Annotated in this window: 18 protein-coding genes; 10 read left to right on the forward strand and 8 right to left on the reverse strand. The window is 69.9% G+C overall.

Going from position 1 to position 26598, the window contains the following annotated elements:
* Positions 1 to 93: 93 nt before the first annotated feature.
* Positions 94 to 1575, forward strand: coding sequence for an alpha/beta fold hydrolase (locus tag ACIPK3_RS09380; RefSeq protein WP_402567736.1), 1482 nt, complete (start codon positions 94 to 96; stop codon positions 1573 to 1575).
* A gap of 64 nt (positions 1576 to 1639) precedes the next feature.
* On the opposite strand, the gene ACIPK3_RS09385 is transcribed toward ACIPK3_RS09380, so the two are convergent.
* Positions 1640 to 2416 (reverse strand): GAF domain-containing protein, encoded by a 777-nt coding sequence (locus ACIPK3_RS09385; protein WP_402567738.1) that lies wholly within the window; start codon positions 2414 to 2416, stop codon positions 1640 to 1642.
* Positions 2417 to 2806: 390 nt separating this feature from the next.
* Between ACIPK3_RS09385 and ACIPK3_RS09390 the strand changes: the two genes are divergently transcribed.
* On the forward strand, positions 2807 to 3853 hold the full coding sequence (locus ACIPK3_RS09390) for a glutathione S-transferase family protein (RefSeq protein ID WP_402567739.1): 1047 nt from the start codon (positions 2807 to 2809) through the stop codon (positions 3851 to 3853).
* 94 nt (positions 3854 to 3947) lie between these two features.
* On the opposite strand, the gene ACIPK3_RS09395 is transcribed toward ACIPK3_RS09390, so the two are convergent.
* Positions 3948 to 7469, reverse strand: coding sequence for an FG-GAP-like repeat-containing protein (locus ACIPK3_RS09395; RefSeq protein WP_402567741.1), 3522 nt, complete (start codon positions 7467 to 7469; stop codon positions 3948 to 3950).
* 487 nt (positions 7470 to 7956) lie between these two features.
* Between ACIPK3_RS09395 and ACIPK3_RS09400 the strand changes: the two genes are divergently transcribed.
* The 5 genes from ACIPK3_RS09400 (at position 7957) to ACIPK3_RS09420 (ending at position 18794) form a co-directional block, all read left to right on the forward strand.
* Positions 7957 to 15189 carry a ricin-type beta-trefoil lectin domain protein gene (locus tag ACIPK3_RS09400; protein WP_402567743.1) on the forward strand — a complete coding sequence of 2411 codons (7233 nt, stop codon included), beginning with the start codon at positions 7957 to 7959 and terminating at the stop codon, positions 15187 to 15189.
* An 87-nt stretch (positions 15190 to 15276) separates the two neighbouring features.
* Positions 15277 to 15945 (forward strand): hypothetical protein, encoded by a 669-nt coding sequence (locus ACIPK3_RS09405; protein WP_402567744.1) that lies wholly within the window; start codon positions 15277 to 15279, stop codon positions 15943 to 15945.
* Positions 15946 to 16109: 164 nt separating this feature from the next.
* Positions 16110 to 16529: a hypothetical protein gene (locus ACIPK3_RS09410; protein ID WP_402567745.1), complete on the forward strand. Its 420-nt coding sequence runs from the start codon at positions 16110 to 16112 to the stop codon at positions 16527 to 16529.
* 149 nt (positions 16530 to 16678) lie between these two features.
* Positions 16679 to 18328, forward strand: coding sequence for a hypothetical protein (locus ACIPK3_RS09415; protein ID WP_402567747.1), 1650 nt, complete (start codon positions 16679 to 16681; stop codon positions 18326 to 18328).
* A gap of 34 nt (positions 18329 to 18362) precedes the next feature.
* Positions 18363 to 18794, forward strand: a complete 432-nt coding sequence (locus ACIPK3_RS09420) for a YidB family protein (protein ID WP_402567748.1) — start codon at positions 18363 to 18365, stop codon at positions 18792 to 18794.
* 84 nt (positions 18795 to 18878) lie between these two features.
* On the opposite strand, the gene ACIPK3_RS09425 is transcribed toward ACIPK3_RS09420, so the two are convergent.
* The 6 genes from ACIPK3_RS09425 to ACIPK3_RS09450 form a co-directional block, all read right to left on the reverse strand.
* The gene (locus ACIPK3_RS09425) at positions 18879 to 20378 is read right to left on the reverse strand and encodes an APC family permease (protein WP_402567750.1); all 1500 of its coding nucleotides are present in this window, start codon (positions 20376 to 20378) and stop codon (positions 18879 to 18881) included.
* Complete coding sequence (locus tag ACIPK3_RS09430) at positions 20375 to 20506, reverse strand: hypothetical protein (protein WP_402567752.1); 132 nt, start codon at positions 20504 to 20506, stop codon at positions 20375 to 20377. Before ACIPK3_RS09430 ends, ACIPK3_RS09425 begins: the two co-directional genes overlap by 4 nt.
* Positions 20507 to 20677: 171 nt before the next feature.
* Positions 20678 to 22198: a catalase gene (locus ACIPK3_RS09435; RefSeq protein WP_402567754.1), complete on the reverse strand. Its 1521-nt coding sequence runs from the start codon at positions 22196 to 22198 to the stop codon at positions 20678 to 20680.
* A gap of 209 nt (positions 22199 to 22407) precedes the next feature.
* Complete coding sequence (locus ACIPK3_RS09440) at positions 22408 to 22743, reverse strand: hypothetical protein (RefSeq protein ID WP_402567756.1); 336 nt, start codon at positions 22741 to 22743, stop codon at positions 22408 to 22410.
* A gap of 44 nt (positions 22744 to 22787) precedes the next feature.
* Positions 22788 to 23699, reverse strand: coding sequence for an SDR family oxidoreductase (locus ACIPK3_RS09445; protein WP_402567757.1), 912 nt, complete (start codon positions 23697 to 23699; stop codon positions 22788 to 22790).
* Complete coding sequence (locus ACIPK3_RS09450; protein ID WP_402567759.1) at positions 23696 to 24325, reverse strand: TetR/AcrR family transcriptional regulator; 630 nt, start codon at positions 24323 to 24325, stop codon at positions 23696 to 23698. Before ACIPK3_RS09450 ends, ACIPK3_RS09445 begins: the two co-directional genes overlap by 4 nt.
* Before the next feature lie 99 nt (positions 24326 to 24424).
* Here ACIPK3_RS09450 and ACIPK3_RS09455 point away from each other — a divergent pair, with 99 nt between their 5' ends.
* From ACIPK3_RS09455 to ACIPK3_RS09465, 3 genes are all read left to right on the forward strand, one after another.
* A complete protein-coding gene (locus ACIPK3_RS09455; protein ID WP_402567760.1) occupies positions 24425 to 25465 on the forward strand; it encodes a helix-turn-helix domain-containing protein in 1041 nt (346 codons plus the stop codon).
* 179 nt (positions 25466 to 25644) lie between these two features.
* Entirely contained in the window at positions 25645 to 26112 is a 468-nt protein-coding gene (locus ACIPK3_RS09460) for a MarR family winged helix-turn-helix transcriptional regulator (RefSeq protein ID WP_402567761.1), read from the forward strand.
* Complete coding sequence (locus ACIPK3_RS09465; protein WP_402567763.1) at positions 26109 to 26513, forward strand: SRPBCC family protein; 405 nt, start codon at positions 26109 to 26111, stop codon at positions 26511 to 26513. Before ACIPK3_RS09460 ends, ACIPK3_RS09465 begins: the two co-directional genes overlap by 4 nt.
* Positions 26514 to 26598 lie beyond the last annotated feature (85 nt).

Below are 26598 nucleotides of genomic sequence, written 5' to 3' on the forward strand. Positions count from 1 at the left end.
GCCCAACGCACCCTGCACACGCACCAAGCACCACGCCTCGAGTCCGTACGACTCCAGGCACAGAACGACAGAACCTGGGAACACGAAATGACGATGAACCGCAAGCGCGCCGGCTGGATCGCCGCCGCCTTCTCCACGCTCGTGGCCGCTGTCGCCGTACCGGCGCTCGCACAGGCCGACGAGTCCGGCTACCAGGACACCGCCGACGGCATCAAGTGGCACGCCTGCGCCGACGCCGACTTCAAGGGCATGCAGTGCGGCACGATGCAGGTGCCCGTCGACTGGTCCCGCCCCCACGACGGCAGACTCAGTCTCGCCATGGTCCGCCGCCCCGCCGACGACCGGGCCCACCGCCAGGGCTCGCTGCTCCTCAACGACGGTGCGGGCGGCTCCTCGATCGAGCAGCTCCGGCTGGCGATGCGAGCGGGTTTCTTCCCGGGCCAAGCCGGTGACATGGCCAAGAAGTTCGACCTCGTCGCGGTGGACCCGCGCGGTATCGGACACAGCACGCCCATCGTCTGCGGGGAATCCCCCAAGCCCGCGGGAATCACCCACTTCCCCCGGAGCCAGGCCGCCTACGACGCACTCGTCGCCCACAACCGGGCCTTCGCCGAGGACTGCCTGCGCCGCAACGGCCGGCTCACCGCCCACGTCGACCTGACCAGCACCGCACGGGACTTCGAGGCGGTTCGGAAGGGGCTGGGCGAACGGCAGTTGAACTGGTACGGCATCCACTACAGCACGCTGCTGGGACGCACCTACGCCAAGCTCTACCCCGGCAAGCTGCGCACCATGGTCCTCGACACCGCCCTGGACGACACCGGCTCGCCGCTCTCCCGAGTGGTCCAGGAGGCGACCACCGCCGAGACCGCCTTCAAGCGCTTCGCCGCCTGGTGCGACTCGTCGGACAAGTGCGCGCTGCACGGCAAGAACGTCGGGGCCGAGTACGACGCCCTCATCGCCAAGGCCGACCGGACGCCGATCCCCACCGGGATGCGGGCCCACCAGCCGCTGACCGGCGAGGACATCCGTGAGGCCACGCAGGACTACCTGACCCTGACGTATCCCGCCTGGCCGGAGCTGGCGGGGGCCATCGCCAAGGCCAAGGACGGCAACGACTCCGACGACTTCACCCACGACCCGGACGACACCCTCGACCAGGTGCAGGTCCAGGTTCCCGCCTGCCTGGACAACGCACGCCCGGTGCAGACCTTCGCCCAGCTCACCCGGCTGCGGAAGGACCTCGCCCGGGTGTCCCCGCACCTCGGTGGTGCCGTGCGCTCCTACAAGGCCATCACCGAGTGCCTCGGCTGGCCGGTTCCGGCACAGCCCGTCAAGGCGGGCGCCAAGGTGCACGGTGCTCCGGCCGCGCTGATCCTCCAGTCGACCCACCAGGCCCTGGCTCCGTACCAGGCGGGTTCGGCCCTGGCGGCTCAGCTGCCCGGCAGCGTCGTCCTCGGACATGAAGGCGACGACTACAGCATGTTCCTGGTCTCCCAGTGCGTCCGGGACGCCACCAACCGCTACCTGACCACCGGGACGCTGCCGGCCTCCGGCACCGTGTGCACCAACTGAGCCCGACCGCTCCCCGGGCCCGTTCCGCCGCGACGGCGGGACGGGCCCGTCCGCGATCGGCGGGTCAGTTCCGGTGGGCGACGCTGGTGTGGAGATGGTCGAGCGCGATGCGGACAGCCGTGTCGCGGTGCCAGCTCAGCCAGCGTCCGACCTGGCTGCCGACCTGTTCGAGGGCGGTCAACTGGGCCTCGGTGAGGCCGTGCAGGGTCTGTTCGTGATGGGAGGAGATCATGCCGACCACGCTGCCGTCCAGGCCGACCAGGGGAACGCTGTGGCAGGCGCGGCTGCCGGTCTGCAGGATCGTCAGCCGGGACGTCTCGTCGAAGGTGTCGGACGCGGCGACGTCCTTCACGGTGATCTGCCGGCTCTCCTCGGCGGCCTGGCCGCAAGACGTCGTGGCGGTTTCGATGAAGGCGAAGTAGTCGGTGAAACGCCGGTTCAGCCCGGTGTGCTTCTCGATGCGCAGCAAGCCGTTCTCCACCAACTGCACATTGCCCATCCGCGCACCGGTGATTCCCAGCGTGCGGTGCAGCGCGGCCTTGAGGACGGCGCTGTCGCTACCGAGCCGCTCTCCCCGCGCCTGCACGGCGGGCACCGGCGGGGCGGCCGCGTACTGACGCTGCGGCACCCGGCCGCCCGCCTCCGGTGCGGGCATCCGAGCAGCGGTTTCGGCGAGGGTGTGCAATTTGATGTTGAACCGCTGGGAAGTGCGGCGCAGCAGATCGAACGCCTCCTGCCGGGACATCCCGTAGTTCGCCGCGAGGAGGGTCTCGGCACGGGCGACGCCGGCGTGTGCCAGCCGCCGGTTCCGTTCCTCGACGGTGCCCGGGTACTCGGTCACGAACAGGCCTCCCGATCCGGCGGCAATCAGGCGGTGCCCTTGGGGGCGGCACCGTTCCCCTCAGTCTACGCAAGCTCGACGGCCCGGGTACGAGTCTCCTGGCGCCGGGGTGAGTGGCGGCACAGGAGCGGGGCACCGGCTGGTCAGGAGGTTGACAACTATGGTTCCCCCGCTTCTTGTTCTCCTTCTCGCGGTGGTTCTCCTCGGCGCCGGTCTCGCCGTCGACGTGGAGGAGCCGCGTCACCGCCGCACGCCGTCCGGGCGACGCCCGCGCGGCAGGTGGGTGACGTTCCGGTCCGGGCGCCGTGTCGCGTCGGGCTGACGGTATGGATGCTTGGCCGGTGTCCGAACTCCGGGCGATGGACGGCCCAGGCAGGTGAGGAGCACCACATGGGACAGGACGACGGCGCCTCGGACGCCGGAGGGAACGGGAACGCCGCATACGGACGCAAGCCGTTCAAGCGTTCCGCCAGCCATTTCACGGACCGGATCACCGCCGACGGCAGGGACGGCTGGCCGGTCGAGCGCGGGCGCTACCGGCTGGTGGTCAGCCGGGCCTGCCCCTGGGCGAGCCGCGCGGTGATCACGCGGCGGCTGCTGGGCCTGGAGGACGCCCTGCCGATGGCGGTGGTCGATCCGCTTCAGGACGACCGCAGTTGGCGGTTCACTCTCGACCCGGACGGCCGGGACCCGGTGCTCGGCATCCGGTACCTCGGCGAGGCATACGACGCCCGCGAGAACGGATACCCGGGCGGGGTCAGCGTGCCCGCGATCGTCGACGTACCGAGCGGGAAGCTGGTCACCAACGACTACAAGCAGATCACCCTCGATCTCGCCACCGAGTGGAAGGACCTGCACCGGGCCGGTGCCCCCGATCTCTACCCGGAGCAGCCGCGCGACGAGATCGACCTGCTGATGGCGGGGATCCACCGGGATGTCAACAACGGTGTGTACCGGGCCGGCTTCGCGGTGAACCAGGCGGAGTACGACGAGGCGTACCGCGACGTGTTCCGGCGGCTGGAGCTGCTCTCCGACCATCTGGCCCACCGCCGCTTTCTGGTCGGGGACACGATCACCGAGGCCGACATCCGGCTCTTCACGACGCTGGTGCGGTTCGACTGCGTGTACCACGGCCACTTCAAGTGCAACCGGTGGAAGATCGCCGAGGACCCGGTGCTGTGGGCCTACGCCCGTGATCTCTACCAGACGCCCGGGTTCGGCGACACGGTCGACTTCGACCACATCAAGCGTCACTACTACCTGGTCCACACCCGCCTCAACCCGAGCGGCATCGTTCCCCTCGGCCCGGACCTGACGGCCTGGCTCGCCCCGCATCACCGGGACGAACTGGGCGGCCGCCCGTTCGGCGACGGGACTCCGCCGGGGCCGGTGCCGCCGGGAGAAGAGGTGACGCCGCCCGACCGCGCCTGCGGCTGACCGGTCCACACGGGTGACCGGTCAGCGCGGGCACGACAGGCGACGGCCCGCCCCGGAACAACCGGAGCGGGCCGTCGCGCTGTTCCGCCTACGCTCAGCCGAACGCCTTCTTGGCCGTCCAGCCGCCGCTGATCACCGTGACGGGTGTGCCGTGCACGGTCCGGCCGCCGGGGTAGAAGCGGACCACGCCGTCGGCGGTCAGCGCCCACATGTCGGGGATCTTGTCCCCGTTGGCGTCGGGCGTGCCGTAGATCATCCGTATCGCGGCGCGGCTCCATCCGCCGGAACCGTAGATCCCGTCCTCGCCGGTGGCGGAGTCCACCGCCGCGGCGAGCGAGGAGATGTCCACACCGCCGGACGCCGCGGGCTTGCCGAGGCGCAGCAGCAGCCGGCCCGAGGTGTCGCTGCGGTAGAGCAGGTCGGTCACACCGTCACCGGAGATGTCCTGGGCGGTCACCAGGTCGCGGTCGGTCCATGCCGTGGACGCGAGCTTGGTGACTCCGGCGAAGGTGCTGCCGTTGTAGCCGGTGAAGAACCACAGGGCCCCGTCGACGCGTACGAACAGGTCGGGCTTGCCGTCCCCGGTGGCGTCGCCCGCCGAGACGAGCTGGGTGTACGTGGCGGGGTCGGGTGACCCGGCGGGCAGCAGGATCTCCTGCCGCCGGTCCACGTCGACGCCGCCGTAGCCGTCGCCGGGGTAGACCCAGAGCCTGCCCTCGCGGCGGGCGATCAGGTCCTGGAGGCCGTCACCGCGGTAGACGTCGCCGAGATGGGTGATCAGGGCACCCGACCAGTCACCGGTGTCCACCGGCAGATAGGCCGGTTCGTCCTCCGGGGTGGTGTCTCCGGGGTCCGCCTCGGGGTTCTCCCGGTAGGCGCCGCCCATGGAGGCGTGCAGGTCACCGGTGCCCTTGGTGAGGTCGGTCGTGCCGGCCGACGGGTACAGCCGCAGGTCGTTGTTGCCGTCGATGACGAACAGGTCCGGCAGCCTGTCACCGGTCATGTCGCCCGGCGCGTCCGCCTTCTCGTTCGGAGTGACGTAGAAGAAGTACTTCGTCGGCTCCGACACGTTACCGGCGTCGTCCACCGCACGGACGTACAGCAGGTTCGGCCCGGCCTGCGGCGGCTTGACGGAGACGGAGTCCGGGAAGGCCCAGCCGCACGGGGCGGGCTTGGCCCCCACCATCGTGCGGTTCTTGGTGAAGGTGTAGTTGCCGTTGAACCCGTACTCGTAGCGCACCACGTCGGAGTCGGCGCACTTGAAGGTGAAGGACCCGGCGGTGCCGAACCTGGTGCTGCTCCATCTGCTGTCGCCGTTGTCGTCCTGGTCGCCGTCGTGGTTGGCGTCGGCGTCGGGGAACACGCTGGAGGTCACCGTGGGCGAGGTCGGCCGCGCGCCGTCGTAGACGAAGCGGCACGGCAGGTCGCCCTTGGGCGCGTTCGTCGAGGACTGACCGCGCTTGTCGATGGCTCGCGCCTGCCAGGAGTAGGTCTTGCCGTTGACGAACTTCGACGCGGGGACCTCCGCGGTGTGCACGCGCGCACTGGTGCCGTGGGTGTTGCCGACCTCGATGTCCGGGTCGGCGATCAGGTTGCCGCTTCCCCCGGTCGGCCACAGGTCGAAGTGGATCTTGGACAGGTTGCCGTCCGGGTCGGAGGCGCTCGCCCAGAACGCCACCGCCGACCGGCCGACCTGGACGTAGGGCTCGCTGGTGTCGCAGTAGAGCTCGGGGTCCATGTCCAGCCCCGTGGGCTCCTTCGGCGGACGGTTGTAGTCGAGGTCGATGTACGGGTCGTCGCCGCCGTCGGCCTGGAACTTCTTCCAGGCGTACTGGTCGTTCTCGTTGGCGGCCCGCATACCGATGTTGACCTTGCTCCAGCCGCCGTCGACGGCGTCCTGTGCCAGCGACTTGACGTCGAAGCCCACGTAGTCGTCGGGGCAGCGCGACGCCTTCCAGCCGTGGGCCACGTCCTTGGAGTCCAGCTTCCTCTTCCACGACGGCTGGTGGGACCAGTTGGTGCCGGAGGAGATGGGACCGGTCTCCCACACCTCGACGACCCGGCCGTCGCAGGACCAGGAGTACGTCTCCAGGGTGGTGAGGGTGGCGCTGTAGACCTTGGAGCCCTTCAGCGAGGCGTCCCAGTCGATCGCGAAGAGGGACCGCGAGGTGCCCCAGGTGTCGGACTCGAAGCCGACTCGGGCCTCGTGGGTCCCGGAGTTGAAGCCCTTGCCGTTGTAGAAGGTCGCGTCCGGGTGACGGTTGTACGCCGTCGTCCAGTCGTCGGTGTGCTTCTTGATCGAGGGGTCGATGAACACGGGGTAGACCGTGTCGTCGGACGTGAGCAGCTTCTGGTCGGGCGTCAGCGTGAGCCTGCCGTCGCCGAGTTCGATGCCCACCAGGGTGCCGTGCGAGTCGGGCTGCGGCCCGGCGAGACCGGGCAGGTCCAGGGTGGCCGCGGCGCCGGTGTGCGGCGCGGGCGGGGACGGTTCGGCCGGTGCGGACCGCGAGGGAAGTCCCTGGCCGGGCGGGGCGAGGGTGGGGTCGGCGGCCTCGTCGGTGGCGGGCGGACGCACGTCGTGGTACGGGTCGCCCGGCTCACCGGCGGTCTCGGTGGGCTTCGGGGTCGTGGTGGGGGAGTCCGGCGCCGCGGACGGTTCCCCGGCGTCCCCGGCGTCCTCGGTGTCGTCGCCGGTGGGCCGCACCGTCGTCCCGCCCGGCGCGGGGGACACCTCCAGGCCGCCGTCGGTCCTGGCGGTGGCGCCGGCCGAGTCCCACATCAGCGGGGTGGGGGAGAGGGCGACGTCCGTGGCCTTGCCGTCCCTGGCGTGGACCACGCGGCTGCGCTCGTCGAGGCCGAAGGTCAGGTCCGGGGAGGAGAGACCGTACGCGAGCGAGGCCACCCGCGGGTCCTTGGCCGCCTGGGCGTTCTTGACGACAAGGACCTGACCGAAGCCGTCGTCGTCGGCGCTGAGCACCAGATCGGCGCCCGGCAGGATCTCCGGATACAGGGCCCGCGATCCGTCAACGATCGGCTCGGGTATCGCGTACGGCCAGGTCAGCACCAGCTCGTGGCCGTCCACCGTCAGCGACGCCAGTGGATTGCCCTGGACCCCGGACCCCCCGGCCGCACGCCCGGTCACCACTTGGGTCGCGAGCAGGGAACGGTGCACCGACCCGAGGCGCGAGGCCCGCTCGCCGCGCGTGCCGTCGGCGCCGGCCGAGAAGACCATGCCCGTGTTGGTGGCCCTGGGGGACCAGCCGCCCTCGACCCGGACCAGCCGGGTGTCGATGGCCTTCCACTGCCCGTGCACCCTGGCCCGGACCGGACTGCTGTGGGTACGGCGGTGCAGGATGCCGTCGGGCGTGGCCCAGGTGCTGGAGTAGGCGGTGCGCAGGCCCATCGCCTCGACGGCCTCGCCGGACGAGGCCGCCGCCCGTATGGCCTCGGCCTCCGTGCCGCGGGCGGTGGCGGACCTGGCCCCGGGCTTCGCCCCGGCGGGCGGATCCTCGTCGGCGTACCAGCCCGCGACGGCGAGTCCGGACGCCAGCACGGCGGCCAGCGCGGTCCCCGCAGTGGCCCGACGCCAGGGCAGGCGTCGCCATCTACTGCTCATGTTGCGTGAATCCCCTAGCGGTATGTCGGCCCGGTGCGGGCGAGCAGATCATGGCTCACCCGACCGTCGCCGTCATCCCGCGTCGGACAGGGCGACAGGTGTGACACGCGGTGCGCACGGGTAGGGGGCCGCAGGACACGTCGGCCAGGCCGGCGGGCCGACAGCAGTGGTGACGACGCGTCATTTCGGACACTGGCCCCCCAACAGGGACTATTTTGCGCCCCGTTACGTGCCGATGCGTCCGGAAGGGCGACCAGTGTCCAGTTGGTGAGGCAGTGGCTCCAACCTCCCCGCCCTGGGCGGACCTGACGGGATATGGCGTGCAACTTGCCCCCATGGGGCAAACGTTGGCGTGATCATGATCACTTGAACACGGGGAACCTCGCTTTTCTCCACACGTGGATCACAGAATCTGCCTGTTCTGATGGATCTTCTGTGCGTCCGCCCATGTCGGCGCGACGCACTTCGGCCTGGAGGGCCCTCTTCCGTGTTCCGGCACTCTCATCGGCGCCGACTGCGAGCCCTGGCGGGCTCCGCCGTCGGCGCCGCCTTGATGGTCACGCTGCTGCCCGCGCAGGCCATCGCCGTACCCCCGCCGACCACTCGTGACGGCGTGCCGCTGGAGGACCTCCAGCAAGACCTCCCCGTCTCCGGTGAATCCCTCACAGCGAGCCGGTCCGGGTTCGTCTACCGGGCCCCCACGGCCTCGGAGGAACCGCCGGAGGACACCGTGGTCCCGCCGCAGAGCGGCACCTACCCGGTGAACTTCGGCGGAACGCCGGTCACTCCGGCCCGCTACTCCGGCGGCGACGGTGCCCGGGCCGCCGAAGCCGTCACGGCCGCCACCGCGACGGACGAGCCGGCCGAGCCGAAGCAGGCCGGACCGCTGCCGGTCAGCATCGGCCAGGCCCCCGACTCCCCGGCCCCCACCGGCACCTGGCAGGTCGGCCTCAAGGACCGCGCCACCACCGAGGGCCTCGACATCGACGGCGCGCTGATCACCGTCACCACACCACCGGGCGGCGAACTCCCGGTCCAGGTCGAGCTCAAGTACGACGCCTTCCGCAACCTCTACGGCGCCGACTGGGCCTCCCGGCTCGAACTCGTCCAGTTCCCCGAGTGCTACCTCACCACCCCCGACGTGGAGGAGTGCAGCACCTACACCGAACTGGACACCGTCAACGACACCGCGACCGGCACCGTCAGTGCCACCGTCGACCCGGCCGCCGACGGCACCACCGCCCAGTCCGCCTCCGCCACACGCCACGCCACCTCCGGCTCCGGCGTGATGCAGGCCTCCTACCGGGCGACGCCGACCGCCGCGGGCTCCGGCACGGCCGTCGTCGGCGCGGTCGACTCCGGCTCCGGCGAGAGCGGCTCCTTCAAAGCCACCCCGCTGTCCGCCGCCGGCAAGTGGGCCGCCGGGAACTCCTCCGGCGGCTTCAGCTGGAGCTACCCCATGCCGGTGCCGCCGAGCCCCGCGGGACCCGCGCCGGACGTCAGCCTCTCCTACTCCTCGCAGGCCGTGGACGGCCGCACCGCCACCAACGCCCCGCAGACCTCCTGGATCGGCGAGGGCTGGGACTACGAACCCGGCCACATCGAGCGCCGCTACCGCTCCTGCAAGGACGACACCAAGGAGGACGCGGAGCACCGCGCGCCCAACAACACGGCGAAGAAGGACAAGACGTCCGACCTGTGCTGGGTCTCCTACAACGCCGTGATGTCGCTGGGCGGTTCGAGCGGCGAGCTGGTGCGTGTCGGAAACACCAACATGTACAAGCCCGAGCACGACGACGGCACCCGCGTGGAGTTGAGGACAGGGGGCGACAACGGCGACGACAACGGTGAGTACTGGGTCGTCACCACCACCGACGGCACCCAGTACTACTACGGCCTGAACAAGGTCGGCGGCGGCCACGCCGACACCAACTCCGTCTTCACCGTGCCCGTCTTCGGCAACCACCCGGACGAGCCCTGCCACGGCGCCACCTTCGCCGCCTCGCGCTGCACCGACTCCTCCGGCAAGAAGCTCCAGCAGGCCTGGCACTGGGGCCTGGACAAGGTCGTCGACGTGCACGGCAACGCGATGATCGTCAACTGGAAGCGGGAGACGAACCACTACGCCGTCAACAAGAAGACCAAGTCGCCCGAGAGCTACGTCCGCGGCGGCTACCCGGTCTCCATCGAGTACGGTCTGCGCCCCTCCTCGCTGACCTCCCCGGCGGCCAAGGTGGTCTTCGAGACCGCCGAGCGCTGCCTGGAGAGCGAGACGGTCTGCGATCCCGACAACTTCGAGAAGACCAAGGACCCGAAGTCGTACCAGAAGTGGTGGGACTCGCCGGGCAACCTCAACTGCAAGTCCACCTCCAAGCGCTGCCCCGCCTTCCCCTCCTTCTGGATCCGCACCCGTCTCGACGCGGTGACCACCTACGCCGCCCGGTCGGGCCAGACCGAACTCGGCAAGGTCGACTCCTGGGAGCTGGACCAGCGCTTCCCCCGCGACTGGTACGACACCAGTCCCGGCCTGTGGCTCAGCGCCATCTCCCACCGTGCCTTCGCCCCCGGTGACTCCACGGGCGTCAAGGAACCGTCCCCGACCACGTTCGCGCCGTACACGGTCGACGCCGACGACCCGCTCGGCGACTATCTGAAGGACAAGCAGCTCCCCAACCTGGTACGCCGCAGCAGCACCGACAAGCGCCCCGGCTTCACCCGCCCCCGCATCGGCACCATCACCACCGACGCGGGCGCGGACATCGACATCACCTACCGCGGCGGCTGCAAGACCGAGCCGGACGTGGCGCCAAAGGACAACCACAACACCTGCTTCCCGGTGCACTGGTCGCCGGACGGCGAGCTGACGACCCCGCCGATCGCCTGGTTCAACAAGTACGTCGTCGACTCCGTCCGTGAGTACGACAAGATGACGACGAACGGCGCCGAGATCAACACGCACTACACCTACGAGGACCCGGCCTGGTCGAAGGACGGCGACGAGTTCTCCAAGCCCGAACTGCGCACGTACAGCGTGTGGAGCGGCTACGGGAAGGTGATCTCCCGCAAGGGCTCGGCCGCCGGGGACGGCACGCAGACCCAGACCGAGACCCACTGGTTCCGCGGCACCGGCGAAACGATCAAGGACTCCAGGGGCATGTACACCCTCGGCGTCGACAAGCCCGAGTACGCGGGCATGATCGCCGAGTCGATCAAGTACGACAAGGCCGGCGGCAAGGTCGTGGGCCGTACCCTCAACTTCCCCTGGTCGTCCGCGGCGACCGCCTCCCGGGCCCGTGACGGAGACCTCGCCCCGCTGACCGCACAGCGCTCCGGCGTCCGGCGCGAGGACGACATCGCCGAGCTCGACAGCGGTTGGCGGGCCACCCGCACGGTGACCGACTTCGACGACACCTACGGGCTGCCGAGCCAGGTGGAGACCGCCGTCGTCAACCCCGACGGCTCCGGCGGCGAGAAGCTCGGCGAACAGTCCTGCACGGTGTCGCAGTACCTGAACAACACGACCGCGAACCTGATCGGCCTGCCCAAGCTGGTCCGCAAGACGGGTACCTCCTGCGCCGACTACGCCGACGCGGACCCCGCCACCGAACTGATCAGCGCGGAACGCACCACCTACGACACCCTGTCCTACGGCGACACCCCGACCAGGGGCCTGCCCACCACGGTCGAGAGCAACGACGCCGCCGGCACCGGCTGGATACGCACCGCGGTCAAGACATACGACCCGCTCGGCCGTCTGCGTACCGTCAAGGACGCCGCCGACCAGATCGCGAGCACCGAGTACACGCCCGGCGACATCGGCGGCCCCGTCACCGCGACGAAGGTGACCGACAAACTCGGGCTGAGCACCCTCACCACCCTCGACCCGGGCCGTGGCAGCGAGCTGACCGTCACCGACGCCAACGGCAAGGTCACCCGTTCGGAGTACGACGCCTTCGGCCGGTTCGTCAAGGGGTGGGGACCGTCCCACTCCTCGGGCACCCAGGACCCCGACGTCAGGATCAGCTACCAGCTGGCGGCCAAGAACCGGCTGACCGCGGTCACCACGGAATCCCTCAGGGACGACGGCTCCTACAGCAAGCACGTCGTCCTCTACGACGGCTTCCTGCGCCAGATCCAGACCCAGGCCCCGGCCCACGGACCGGGCCGCGTGATCACCGACACCTTCTACAACGACCACGGCCTCGCCTCCCGCGAGCGTTCCGCCTACCTGGTCAAGGGCGATCCGTCGACGGACCAGTTCAAGGCGAAGAGCGACACGCTCTACCCCAGCGAACTGCTGAAGTTCTACGACGGCCAGGAACGCCCAGTGAAGACCACCACCGTGCACAGCGGGGTGGAGAAGTGGTCGGACAAGGTGGAGTACGGTCCCGACTGGGTCCGTACCGACCCGGCGGGTGACGCCAAGGAGACCGTCACGGTCTTCGCCGACGCGCTCGGCCGCACCTCGCACATCGACCACGCCACCGACACCGCCGGGAAGAAGAGCCGCAGCACCACCTACCACTACGACGTCCGCGGCAAGCGCGACAGGGTCACCGACGAGGCCGGCAACACCTGGACCTCCGCCTACGACTCCCGCGGCCGCCTCACCCGAAGCGTCGACCCCGACGCCGGCACCGTCAAGCAGTACTACGACGACCTCGACCGGGTCGTGCAGACCGTCGACGCACGCGGCGTCACCCAGTACACGGACTACGACGCCGGCAACCGCGTCACCGCGGTCCGCGAGGGCAGCCCCACCGCCGCCCCCGTGAAGGAGTGGACGTTCGACAAGCTGCCGGGCGCCAAGGGCAAGCTGTCGGAGTCCGTCCGCCACGACCCGACCGGCGACTTCGTCAACCGCGTCACCGGCTACGACTCCGAGTACCACATCACCGGCGCCGAGACCGTCATCCCCGACACCACGGCCACCAAGGGCCTGGCCGGCACCTACAAGTACCGCTACGACTACACCCGTACCGGAAAGCCGCTCTCCGTGACCATGCCGGCCACCCCCGGCGGCCTGGCCGAGGAGCGGGTCATCACCCGCTACGACAAGGAGGGCAAGCCGGAGTCCACGTCGGGCCTGACCTGGTACACGGCCGACGTCAGCTACTCTCCGTTCGGTGAGGTCCTGCGCACCGTCAACGGCCCTCAGCCGTACCGGGTCTGGACCACCAACTTCATCGACGAGCACACCGGGCGCGTCCAGCGCAGCGTGAGCGACCGGGAGACCGCGGGCCCGTACCGCGTCGCGGACACCCGCTACGCCTACGACCTCGGCGGCAACATCACCTCGCTGGCCACGCAGTCCGCCACGGCCACGGCCACCAGCTGGGACACCCAGTGCTTCACGTACGACGTGATGGGCGAGATGGTCCATGCCTGGACCTCCTCCATCACGCCGAACGGCTCGGGCACCGGCTGCAGGTCCGCCTCCGGCAGCACCTGGGGCTACCGCGGCGACGCCCAGCCCTCGACCGGCCCGGTCGCCGAGGCACCGGACGCCGTGTCCGACGCGACCGCGCCGGACTCGCAGCTCACCGCCTCACTGGCGAACGCCGCCCCGGACACGGCCACGCTCGCCTCGGGCGGCACCGCGTACTGGGACGCGTACACCTTCGACGTGGTCGGCAACCGCGCCGGACTGACCCAGCACGACGGCGGCGCGGCGGTCACCGCCACCCGCGCCTACCGCTACGGCACGAACGACCCCGCCGCTCCGCAGCCGCACACCCTGACCGCCTCGGTCCTCACCCTGCCGGGCAAGACGCCCGTCACCGAGGCGTACGGCTACGACGCGTCCGGCAACACCACCACCCGCCCGGGCGGTGCGCAGCCGCAGTCCCTCGTCTGGACCGCCGACAACCATCTCGACAGCACGAGCGACGGCACCGGCACGTCCGACCACATCACCGGTCTGGGCGGAGTCTGCCTCGACGTGGCGGGCGGCAACTCGGCCGACGGCACCGTCATCCAGATCTACACCTGCAACACCAGCGCCGCACAGCAGTGGACCTTCGACAAGGGGCAGCTCAAGGCGGTCGGCAAGTGCGCGGCCGCATCCGGCACCACCGAGCGCAGCCCCGTCAAGCTGGCCACCTGCAACACCGCCGATCCGGCCCAGCAGTGGACCCTGGGGGCCGACGGCAGCCTGCGCAACACCGCCGCCCAGCGGTGCCTGGACATCCCCGGCGCCAACACCGCGCCGAGCACCGACCTCCAGGTCTACACCTGCAACGGCACGAGCGCCCAGCGCTGGACCGTCGGCGGCAACACCGACTACGTCTACGACGCCGAGGGCAACCGCCTGCTGGAACGCACCAGGACCGGCAGCACCCTCTTCCTGGGCGAAACCCAGATCACCACCGACGCCACCGGGAAGGCGGTCCGCGCCACCCGCGCCTACAGCAACGACGCGGCGCCGACCGTCGTACGCACCACGAGCGGTTCCGCCACGGGCCACAAACTGAGCGTGCTGCTGGGCGACCAGCACGGCAGCAGTGACATCGCGGTCGAACTGGGCGCCGGTCAGACCGTCACCCGCCGGGCCTTCAAGCCCTTCGGTGAACTGCGCGGCGCCAAACCGGGTGCCTGGCCGGACCGCCGTGGCTTCGTCGGCGGCGTCGACGACGCGAGCACCGGTCTGACCCACCTGGGCGCGCGTGAGTACGACTCCGCGCTGGGCCGGTTCATCAGCGCCGACCCGGTCTTCGACATCGGCGACCCGCTACAGATGAACGGCTACGCCTACGCGCGCAACAACCCGGTCAACCGCAGCGATCCGTCGGGCCTGTACGACCCGGACCTGATGGCCTGGTGCCAGCAGAACCCGGGCAAGTGCATCGGCGGCCACATCATCATCGAGAAGAAGAAGGCGCACACGCAGGTCACGAAGAACAAGGGCACGTCGAACGAGCACCACATCTTCTACGACGAGCACGGCATCCCGCACGCGACGACCAACGACTGGGACGCCCCGTCCAGTAGGGCGGCCTACAAGCAGCTGAACGGCGATCTGAAGAAGGGCGGCAAGTTCTACGACGAGAAGACGCGGACGGGAGCGCGCTACTTCTACCAGGACGAGACCTACTTCAAGTTCGGCAAGGACAACAAGCTGGCCAAGGGCTATCTGGACGACCCCGCCAACAAGCAGCACGTCAAACTGGGCACCACCGCCGACCTCATCAAGGTGACCTGGGAGAAGGGCAAGGTCGTCTCCGTGGAGATCTGGGACGCCGTCGAAGCCACCTCTTCGGACAAGGCGCTCAAGGACATCACCGGCGACATCGACGGAAAGATGGGCACGAAGAAGCACCAGACGGACAACGTCGTGTTCGTTGCCGCCGACGACAAACAGGCCAAGATGGTGGCCGAGCACTACAAGAACGACGGCCGTGTCCGGGTCATCTCGCCCAACGGAGGCTTCGACAACCAGAGCAGCGCCGTGTCGCTGGTGCCGGCGCACGGATCGACGGACGCCCGCGGTGGATCCCGGGGACCCAAGGGTCCCAAGGTGCGCGCCGTGGGCCTGCTCGGACCCGTCTTCGGTGGTCTTTCGGCAGCCATCAACATCCGCGACTACGGCTTCAAACGGGGTGCTTGGGAGACGTTCAAGGACAGCTTCGATCCCTTCGACTTCACAGGACTCGACGAACAGGACGCCATCGACGACGCCAACGAAGCCGGGATCTGCGACCCGAACGTCAACTGCGCATGACCCCCGGCCGGGGCCCCTCGCCGCGCGAGGGGCCCCGGCCCCGCCCGCAAGACGAGACCCGCAAGACCGAAAGACGACCACGGCACCATGGCCAAGGACACAGTCACCCTCTGCCTGCCTCCCGTACCCCGGGACCGGGTCCCCCAGGCGATCGACGCCGCCATGACGGCGCACGCGGACGAGTGGTGGGACGGGTGGTGGCCCAGCTCCCGCGACTCCGGCTGGGAATTCCTCGTCGTGTCCGGTGCCGGCCACGACCCCCGCCTCGTCCGCACGCTCCACCACCCGAACGGGGACCCCCGCGAGCTGCCCCCCGGCCGCTGCGACGGCGGCCCGCGCGGTCTGCTCGACTTCGACACTCCCCGCGCGGAGGTCGCCGCCCGCGCCAGGGCCGCCTGGCACGAGTGGCGGCGCCTCGCCCGCACCCTGCCACCGGCGGCTCCCGTGGAGGTGTTCGCGGACCACCCCGACCGCTGGCACGCCCACCGGGAACAGCCGCTGATCGGCGCCCTCGACGATCTCCTCATGTCCGAGGGCCTGTGCTTCATGCACGCGGAACCCGCTGACCACTTCGGCGACGACCCCGACGCCTACGCCCGCGCGGAGGCCGCGCGGGTGATCCCGTCGAACATCCTGGTGACCCTCGACGGCCGCCGCCTGGAGTCGGGCCCGGCGGACTATTACCCCTTCGCCGACGCCTACCTCAACGACCTCGACCCCGACGCCTACGTGGTCCGCCTCACCGTGCACTGCTGACCGCAGGCGGCCCGGGTGTGCCGGTGCCTGTTACAAGACAGCGACATGGTGCCGATGAACGTGTCCGCCGACCGTGCCGTCCTAACCAATGACTACACCAAACGGTATGTAGCTCATCTTCGGCGCGAAGCGCTGTTATCACCCCGGAAAGGGACGGATCTGTGATGGTCTCGAAGCGGCACTCCCTGCGTATCTCCGTCGTCGGCGTCCTGGGCGCGGCCTCTCTCGCCCTCGCGGGTACGGCGATGGCGGCCACCCCGGCCGCGCACGTGACGTCACCCGCTGTCACCGCCCACAAGGCTCCGGCCGTGAAGGCCGGCATCACGGCGACGCCCTCGGTGTCGTCCGTCCGGGCCTGGCAGCTGTTCCGGGTCACCGGCAAGACCACCGGTCTGAAGACGGGCAGCAAGGTGACTCTTCAGCAGAAGCAGCACGGCAAGTGGGTCAGCCTGCCCGCGTCCGCGCCCATCGCGCGAAGCGGCTCCTACTCGCTGGGCGTCAAGCTCGGCCTGAAGGGCAAGAACGACCTGCGCGTCGTCAACGGCAGCACGGTCTCGCCCGTCTTCAGCGTGACGGTCCGCTGAGCCGAGCCGCCTCGGGGGCGGCACTCAGTGCTCACGCACGGGTCATTGCAGGATCATGAACAATCCTCACGTTTTCGTGGACTCCTGGAGCCGGCGCTCCTATGGTCGCCGCGGCGCGACCATCCGCCGTACGCACCCCGAGGAGTCGCATGTCCCGCAGGACACTCAGCCGTGCTCTGGCCCTGGCCATCGCCGCGGGTACGGTCATGACCGTACCCGCGCCCGCCCTGGCCGACCCGATCCCCAAGGCGCCGGGCCACCGGCTGGTCGACGCCTACACCGGCGCCCCGGCCACCGCGCTGCCGCTGCCCGGCACCCAGCCCCCGCAGCATCCCCACCTCGCGCCGAACGGACGCTCGGGGATGCACGCGGACGGCTGGGGCAGCGCGACCTACCCGTGGTCCGGGCCGCTCGGCGACCGCCCGCAGGTCGACAGTGAACGGATGGCGCTCCTGGGAGGGGAGTGCGCCAACGTGACCTTCGACCGAGCGGGGCGGATCGTCACCGTGTGCGGGACCTTCACCGGCTTCCTGGTCAAGCTGCTCGACCCGCACACCCTGACCACCCTGGCCGAGTACAAGCTGCCGCAACGCCCGTCCACGGTGGAGGCGATCACTCGGCTGGACTTCTCGCGGATCTTCAAGGACACCTCGGGCGGCGCGTACTCGTACCTCGACGACCAGGACCGGCTCGTGCTCGCGGACTCCCGCCAGCACGTCATCCGCCTCGCCCACCGGCAGAAGCCGGACGGGGACTGGGAGTTCACCGTCACCGACGACTGGGACCTGACCGGTCAGGTACCCCACGACTGCGTGACGTGGACCAACCTTCACCCCACCGGGACCTGCGACCCGGTCACCTCCGTCATGCCGGACTGGCGGGGCCGGATCTGGTGGGTCACCCGGCAGGGCCGGATCGGCACCGTCGACCCCGCCACCGGGACCATCCGCTCCGTCCAGCTCGCCGGGGAGGAGATCCAGAACTCCTTCGCCGTCGCCGCCGACGGTGTGTCGATCGTCTCCGACCACGCCCTCTACGAGTTCACCGCGGCGGCGGACGGAACCCCCGAGGTGGTGTGGCGGGAGACCTACGACCGGGGCACCGGCACCAAACCCGGCTCCGTCAACCAGGGCTCCGGGACCACGCCGGACATCTTCGGCGACGGCGGCCGGTACACGGCGATCACCGACAACTCCGACGACCGCATGCACGTCCTGGTCTACCGGCGGGACGCCGACGTACCCGCCGGACGGCGACTGGTGTGCGAGATCCCCGTCTTCGGATCCGGCGCGTCCACGACGGACAACTCCCTGATCAGCTGGGGCAACAGCCTCGTGGTCGAGAACAACTACGGCTACGAGAACATCACGTCGCTCACCCTCGGACGCAGCGTCCCCGGCGGGGTCACCCGGATCGACGTCCGCGAGGACGGCAGCGGATGCGACACCGTGTGGCAGAGCGGCGAGCACTCGCCGTCCACCGTGCCGAAGCTGTCGACCGGCAATGGGCTGATCTACCTCTACACCAAGGACGCCGACCCCCTCGGCATCGATGCCTGGTACCTGACCGCAGTGGACTTCCGTACCGGACGGACCCGCTGGAGGCAGCTCGTGGGAACCGGCGTCGGCTACGACAACAACTGGGCGCCGATCACCCTGGGACCGGACGGCACCGCCTACGTGGGTGTGTTCAACGGCCTCACCGCCGTACGCGACGCCGACCGAGGGTCCGCAGGCGGGCGCCTCACCGCGCGTTTGCGGCCGAAGCGGGTCGCGGTGATCGTGAGGGGAGATACGTGATCTTCGCGTATCTCCCCTCACGAAAGGCGCGACCATGACGGACCTCGACCTCGGCAAGCTGCTCAACGGGTTGCTGGGCGGCAGCGGGACCGGCAGCGGAAACGGCAGCGGTGCGTCCGGCGACATCCTCGGCGGCCTGCTCGGAGCGCTCAGCGGCAAGGGCGGCCAGAACGGCGGCAACCCGCTGAGCGGCCTGCTGGACATGCTCACCAAGAGCGGCCTCATGGAGCAGGCCCAGTCCTGGGTGGGCACGGGCCAGAACCAGCCGGTGACCGGTGACCAGATCGCCGAGGCGCTGCCCGACGACGCCCTGCGCAAGGCCGCCGACCAGGCGGGCGTCTCCACTCAGGAGGCCGCCAGCCAGCTCGCCGAGACGCTGCCGCGGGCCGTCGACAAGCTCACCCCCAACGGTGAACTGCCCCGGCCCGACACCTCGCTGGAGGAACTGATCAGACGAACGGCCTGACCCCTGACAGGTGGTCCCCCCGACAGGTGATCCCTTCCCTGACGAATGCCCGTCCCCGCATCCGGGGACGGGCATCCGCCGCGGTCACGGGTGCGGGCCGCCGCGGGACGCGCCGATGGGCCGCCCTGCCGGTACCGCGTCTCCGGCGGGCGCGTTCCCCCGCCCGTAGTGATGCGTGGTGAACATGTACAACAAGCCGGTGGCCACCACCACGCCTCCGCACAACAGGACGATCCAGTCGTTGTACCAGGGCTCCTGCGGTTCCTGGGGCCAGGAGATGTTGACGATGGCGAAGACGCCGTAGGCCAGCGCCGCGATGTTCACCGCGAGGCCCCAGCGGCCCAGCGTGAACTCACCGCTCGGGCGCCACCCCTTCAGCCGGGCGCGCAGCGCGGCCAGGACCACCATCTGGAACGAGCCGTAGATGCCGAGGATGGCGAACGAGACGATCCTGGTGAGCGCGTCCGCGGAGACCAGCGAGCCGAAGGCGATGAGCATCGGTACCACGGCGGCCACCAGCAGCGCATAGCCCGGCACCGCACGGGTGTGCGAGAACCGTCGCAGCAGTCGGTGTCCGACGATCATCTGGTCGCGGGCGTAGGAGTAGATGAGCCGTCCGGCGGCGGCCTGGAGGCTGATGGTGCACGACAGGAAGGAGATCAGTACGACGGCCATCACCAGTCGGGCGCCGGTCTCGCCCATCGTCTCGTAGAGCACGCGCACCACCGGGTCCGTGTCCCTGCCTTCGATGACCGCCCGGATGTCGGTGACCGCGAGCAGCAGGGACAGACAGGTGAACGTCGCCGCGGCGCCGCCGACGTAGATGGTCCGGCGCATCGCGCGCGGAATGACCCGGCCCGGGTGGGCGACCTCCTCGGCCGTGTCCCCGCAGGCCTCGAAACCGTAGTACTGATAGAAGCCGATGATCGCGGCCGCGAGGAAGGCCGGCAGGTAGGAGCCGTTCTTCTCGGCGCCGTAGCTGTCGAGGATGACGCCGATGCCGTGTGCGCGGTGCGAGGACAGCAGGTAGATGCCGACGACGAGGGCGCCGATGAGCTCGCCGCCGAAGCCGATCACCGCGGCGGCGGAAAGCGCCTTGGTACCGGCGTAGTTGATCAGGACGGCGACGGCGATGAGGGCCGCCGCGCACAGCACGGTGGTGTGCACGGTGGGCCGGAAGCCGAAGAGAAGGGCGATGTAGGGACCGGCGCCGTAGGCGACCGCGGTGATGGTGACCAGCAGCGCCCACATGTACACCCAGCCGGTCATCCACGCCCAGCGCTTCCCCCACAGCCGCCGGGCCCAGGGATAGACGCCGCCGGCGATCGGATACTGGGCGACGATCTCGCCGAACACCAGCGAGACGAGGAACTGGCCGCACCCGGCGAGCAGGAACGCCCAGATCATCGGCGGTCCACCGGTGGCCAGCGCGGTGCCGAAGAGGGTGTACGTGCTCACCACCGGCGACAGGTAGGTGAAACCGAGGGCGAAGTTGGCCCAGGGGCCCATGTCCTTGCGGAACTCCGAACCGGGTTCCCCCTGCGCGCCGTCGGCCGCCGGTACGGCGGGCTGCGGGCCGGTCACCGCCCCGCCTCCGGGCCGACGGGACCCGGGCGGGCGACGGTCGGCGGCGCCGGGAACACCGACGCGTTCACCACCCGGACGCCCGCCGCCACCCGCTTCCACTCGACGTCGATGTACAGCTCACCCACCGGGCCCTCCTTCGCCGTCCGGCCGAGCCGGCGCAAGGGAGGGCCGGGTCGACGGTCAGCAAACATGACCCATCGGACCGGCGGCGGCCACGAGGCGCACCGCCGCGCGTCCGGTGCCACGGCCGAGGAGGCTCGGGTGGGCTAACGACCGTCTCTGTACGGGGGAGGACGTCAGGCCTTGTCCTGCATGGACCGCCGTGCGGGGTTGCCCTGCTCACCCGCCTTGGGATCCTTCTCGTCGGCCTTCGCCCGCACCCCGTCGGCGATGCGCTTGCCGATGGTTTCGTCGATGTTCGACCAGTACGCGAAGGCACGCTCCAGGACCGGCTCTCCGACACCGTTGAGGAGGTGACCGACCACGTTGTCGACCAGCCGGTCGCGGGCCTGGTCGTCCAGCACCTCACGCACCATCGTCCCGGCCTGGCCCCAGTCGTCGTCCTCCGGGTGGGAGACGTAGGCCGCCCGGGTGATGGCGCCGTCGGCCTCCCAGCTGGGCGGGCTTCCGAAACGGGCCGTGTCGGCCGCCGGGCCGCCCTTCGAGTTCGGGGCGTACACCGGATCGGTCGTCTTCCGGTAGGCCATCGCGCCGTCCTTGGAGTACGTGCGGACGTCGACGACAGGGGCGTTCACCGGCAGCTGCTGGTAGTTGGCGCCGATCCGGTGACGGTGGGCGTCCGCGTAGGAGAACAGCCGGGCCAGCAGCATCCGGTCCGGGCTCGGCCCGATACCGGGGACCAGGTTGTTGGGCTGGAAGGCCGCCTGTTCGATCTCGGCATGGTTGTCGGTCGGGTTGCGGTCGAGCGTCATACGGCCGACCGGGATGAGCGGGTAGTCGGCGTGCGGCCAGACCTTGGTCAGGTCGAACGGGTTGAACCGGTAGCCCGCCGCTTCCTCGTACGGCATGACCTGCATGTACAGCGTCCAGCTCGGGAACTCCCCGTCCCGGATGTGCTCGAAGAGGTCACGCATGTGATAGTCCGTGTCCACCGCGGCCATCTGGTCGGCCTCGTGCTGGGTGAAGAACTCGATGCCCTGGTCGGTCTTGAAGTGGTACTTCACCCAGAACCGCTCACCCGCGGCGTTGATCCACATGTAGGTGTGGGAGGAGTAGCCGTTCATGTGACGCCAGGTCCGCGGGATGCCGCGGTCACCCATCAGCCAGGTGACCTGGTGGGCCGACTCGGGGGAGAGGGTCCAGAAGTCCCACTGCATGTCGTGGTCGCGGAGGTTGTTGTCGGCACGCCGCTTCTGCGACCGGATGAAGTGCTGGAACTTCATCGGGTCCTTCACGAAGAAGACCGGCGTGTTGTTGCCGACCATGTCGTAGTTGCCCTCGCTGGTGTAGAACTTCACCGCGAAACCACGCGGGTCACGCCAGGTGTCCGGGCTGCCCCGCTCGCCCGCGACCGTCGAGAAGCGAATGAGCAGGTCGGTGCGGGCGCCCGGCTGGAAGACGGCCGCCTTGGTGTAGGCGCTGACGTCGTGCGTCACCTCGAAGCGCCCGAAGGCACCGCTTCCCTTGGCATGCGGCTGCCGCTCGGGGATCCGCTCCCGGTTGAACTGTGCCATCTGCTCGATCAGATAGGCGTCCTGCAACACGATCGGCCCGCCGGGCCCCACGGTGAGCGAGTGTTCGTCACTCTCGACCGGGGCGCCGGAATCCGTCGTGGTGAAGCGCGGGATCTCCGTCATGAGCCTGCCTTCCCTCTCGTGACACGAAGCAGCGGCACGCACGGCACGGCGAGCCACTCGTGGCCGTAGTCCGCGTGACCCTGGACGGCCGGCCTAAACCCGCGCGGCGATACCTGTGAGGCACCCCGGTCGTCACGGAGAGTAGCGACCGTGTCTGCGGCTACCTGATGACGCAAATCCCTGGAAGCGGCCGCTGCCATGCACCCACCTCAGCGACGAGCACACGACGCCACCTGCCGTGCCCGGCACCATCCCTCGTCGACGGACAACGCGTCCTCGCTCCATCGCTCAGCGTTGTCGGCCCCGCTCATCGTACTGAGGAGGGCGTTGGTCTCCCGCAGATCAGGCCGGACACCAGGATCGAGTCGTCCTTCCTCCACCAGGGCCTCAGCCATGGCGAAGGCGTGCTCGAAGTCCAGGGCGATTTCATCCGTCCCGATCTCGTACTTGGTCAGCCAGGCCACCTGAACCCGTGCGTCGGCCGCCAGCACGGTCAGCGACTCGAGCAACAGGCGCCGACGAAGCAAGGGATCAGGGCTCTTCATCGCATCATCGTCACACCGGACCGGACCGGACCGGTCAGGTCCTGTCACAGCGGGTCGCCAAGGGGGCCGTAGTCCTCTTCCAGGTTCTTCGCCCAGTGGGCGGCGAAGTCCGGCTGGGTGCCGTCGGTGTCGGTGAATCCGTATTCCTGGTACAAGCCCCATGTGGCCAGTGCGCGCCCCGTCTTGGTCATGACGTTCGGGTCGGCGGCCAGCGCGGCGACCGCGCGCCCGAGATAGGCCGGCGTCTCTGAGTGGGCGAAGTTGGGGTCCTGGGCCGCGCCGTCACGCCAGTTGGACTCGGTGACGCCGAAGTGCTCCAGCATGGCCTCAGAGCGCAGGAAGCCGGGAGTGACCGCCACGGCCGCGACACCGTGCGGCTTCAGCTCGGCTGCCTGGGCGAAGGCGAGACGGATCACCGCGGACTTCGCCAGGTCGTAGAAGAACGAGCCGCGGTAGCGGGCGGTGTTGCCGTCGGTGACCTCCACGACCAGACCGCTCCTGCGGGCGACCAGCAGCGGAAGCGCGAACCGGCTGGTGATCACATGGGTCTCCACCGCCTGCCGCAGCAGCCGCAGGCCGGTCTCCAGGTCCTGCTCCCACAGGGGGTGTTCCCAGTCGGTCAGCGGATCGCCACCCCACACCGAGTTGACGAGGACGTCGAGCCGCCCGTCCTGCTCCGCCGCGATCCTGTCGACGAGGGCCCGCACCTCGTCCGGACTGCTGTGATCGGTCCGGACCGGAATGCCGAAGCCCCCGGCGGCGGTGACCTGTTCGGCGGTCTGCTCGATGGTCTCGGGACGGTCCAGACCGTAGCGGCCGCCCGTGCTGCTGCGGCCGGTCACATACACCGTCGCCCCGGCGGCCCCGAGCTCGACGGCGACACCTCGCCCGCCGCCCCGGGTACCGCCGGCGACCAGGGCCACCGTTCCGGCCAGCGGGCGTGTGTCGGTCGTCATGCTTCCTCCAGGTCAGGGTTGTTGCGGGGCGGCGATCCGGGGGTGGGCAGGTGCGGGGACAGCACGGCGTCGAGTTCCCGCCGGAGGCACTGCCCGAGGCTGCCCTCGCGTTCGAGGGCCCAGGTCAGGCCCGCACCGGCGGTGATCGCCCGCACGGTGCGGGCCAGCGCCGCGACATCGGTTCCGGCGCGGAGCTCGCCCGCGCCCACCGCCTCCGCCAGCAGTGCTTCGATCGCCCGCGTCTGCGCGTGGTGGACGGCCAGGGCGCGCTCGTGGAGCTGCGGATCGGCGAGGTCCATGCACAGGAACGCCAGATGATTGGCGAAGCTCTCCGGCGTGGTCATCGCGTCCACGGATTCCACCGTCAGCGCCGTCAGCGCGTCGAGCGCCGTGTCGGACGCCTGACGGACTCGTCCAGCCAACTCGCTCGCGTCCTCGGCGGACTGGTCGGCGAGTGCCAGAAGCAGACCGCGCTTGGACCCGAAACGCTGCACGAGGGTGCCGGGCACCAGCCCGACCTCGCGCGCCACGGCGGCCAGTGTGAGCCCCGCAGGGCCCACTCGGCCCATGACCTGGGCAGCCGCGCGCAGGATCACCGTGTCCGCGACACCTCGGGGACGTCCCACCGACACCACCTCTCATTAATAAATGGCTGTTCATTTATTAAAGACGAAGCTTCCGCTCCTGGCAAGTTCCCGTGACCAGCCCTGTGATTGACTACGGCCGTGCTGCCCGAAACCGTCTTCACCACCCAGGATCTGCCAGTGGGTGACCGCTTCGAGGCTTGGGCGGAGCGCCTGGGGGACACCCACGCGCCGATGCGGCTGACCAGCGAGCGCACCGCCGACTACCGGGGGCACCAGCGAGTGATCGGGTTGGGGGAGGTGGCGGTGTGGCCCGCCACTTTCGACCACCTGGTCTTCCATCGGACGCCGAGGCTCGTGCGCCAGTCGGACCCGGAGGTGTTCCACCTGTCCCTGCTGCGGCGCGGTGACGGCGCGGCGAGCTGGGGCAAGGAGCAAGTGGCGTACCGCATGGACGACTTCCATGTGAACTGCTCGTCCCGGTCCTACGAGATATCCACCGGACCCGACCCGGTCACCATCGTCGGCGTGGAGATCCCGCGTGCCGCCGTGAGCCTCCCGGCCGGGCGGGCGGACCGGGTGGTCGGACGCCGGATATCCGGCCGGGAGGGCATGGGCGCCCTGCTCGCGGGGCTCCTCGTGCAGCTGACCTCGGACACCTCCGCCTACCGGGCGTCCGATGCGGAGCGGCTCGGCACGGTCGTCACCGATCTCGTCACCGCGGTCTTCGCCCACGTACTCGACGCGGAGCCCGGGCTGTCGCCCGAGACGCACGCCCGCACCCTGACCCTGCGCATCAAGTCCTTCGTGCGACGCCACCTGGGCGACCCGGAGCTGACCCCCGCGAAGGTCGCCGAGGCTCATCACATCTCGCGCAGCCACCTCTACCGCCTCTTCCAGGACGAAGGGCTGACGGTGGCCTCGTACATACGCGATCAGCGGCTGGCCAGTGCCCACCGGGACCTCGCCGATCCCGGTCTGCGCGCGCTTCCGATCCAGGCCGTGGCCGCCCGCTGGGGCTACTCCCGCCCCGGCGACTTCACCCGGGCCTTTCGCACCGCACACGGCATGGCTCCCAGCGAGGTGCGGGAGCGGGCCTTGAACCGGACGGCCGTGGACGCCGTGCACAGGGCCGTGGACGCTGCGCCAATGACACCTCCCCAGTCACCCGCGCATCATTGATCTCGGTCGCTCAACGGGCTTCGGCCCCGACGGCGTGCCAGGGTCACGGGGGTGCCCTGGCACGCCGGAAGCGCATCGGCGCTCCTGCCGCCCCGCCCCCTCTCCTCGGCGTCGTGAGGAAAGCACCCTTCGCGCATCGTTGCCTTGACAATGATTGACTGGGCAAGAATAATCGACATGTGACCACACCAGACGGACTGCACGATCATCTCGGCTACTGGCTGCGACGCCTCTCCGACGAGGTCCATGCCCGCTTCGAGGCCTTGATCGGCCAGTACGACGTCACCGCCTCCCAGTGGGGGGTGATGGCGAGCGTGTTCCACGGTCACGTCACCACCAAGGCGGTGGCGCGCCACATGGCCATCGACCCCGGAGCCGTATCCCGGCTCGTGGACCGCCTGGTCGCCAAGAGCCTGATCCGCCGCGAGCCCGATCCGGCCTCACGGCGCACGGTACTGCTGGTTCTCACCGACGAGGGCCGTGCCCTCGTTCCCGTGCTGGCCGACCTGGCCGACCAGAACGACGCCCACTTCTTCGGCTCGCTCGATGCCGCGCGACGGCATCAGCTGGAAGGGTGGATGCGCGGCCTCGTGGGGGAAATCGACTCGGCGCCACCACGCCCCGCACCTTCCGAGGAGTCACCATGACCGCCCGTTCCCTCACCAAGACCGTCAGCATCGACCGCCCCGTCGAGGAGGTCTTCGCCTTCCTCGCCGATCCCGCCAACTGGTCGAAGTGGGCCGTCGTCAACATCAAGTCGATCGAGCCCACCGAAGACCCCGACTGGTGGGCCATGACGACCCCGATGGGTCCGGCCAGGCTGCGCCTGCGCGCCGACGCCGAACACGGCGTTCTGGACCACGACTACCTGGACGACACCGCGTCCTGGCGGGTACCCGCCCGCGTCGTTCCCAACGGCGACGGCGCCGAGTTCATGATCACCTTCCACCAGCCGCCGACCTTCAGCGACCAGTTCTTCGACGACCAGATCGCCTTGGTCGACACCGAACTGTCCACCCTCAAGTCGATCCTGGAAGCCCGGCCCTGATCGAGCGGCCCTGATCGGGCCCGGCGCGGTGCCGGGTCAAGTTGACGGCGAGGAAAGCGAAGGGGCTAATTCAAGGAGTGTGGAG

The organism is Streptomyces sp. NPDC086787 (genome assembly GCF_044745865.1).
GTDB lineage: Bacteria > Actinomycetota > Actinomycetes > Streptomycetales > Streptomycetaceae > Streptomyces.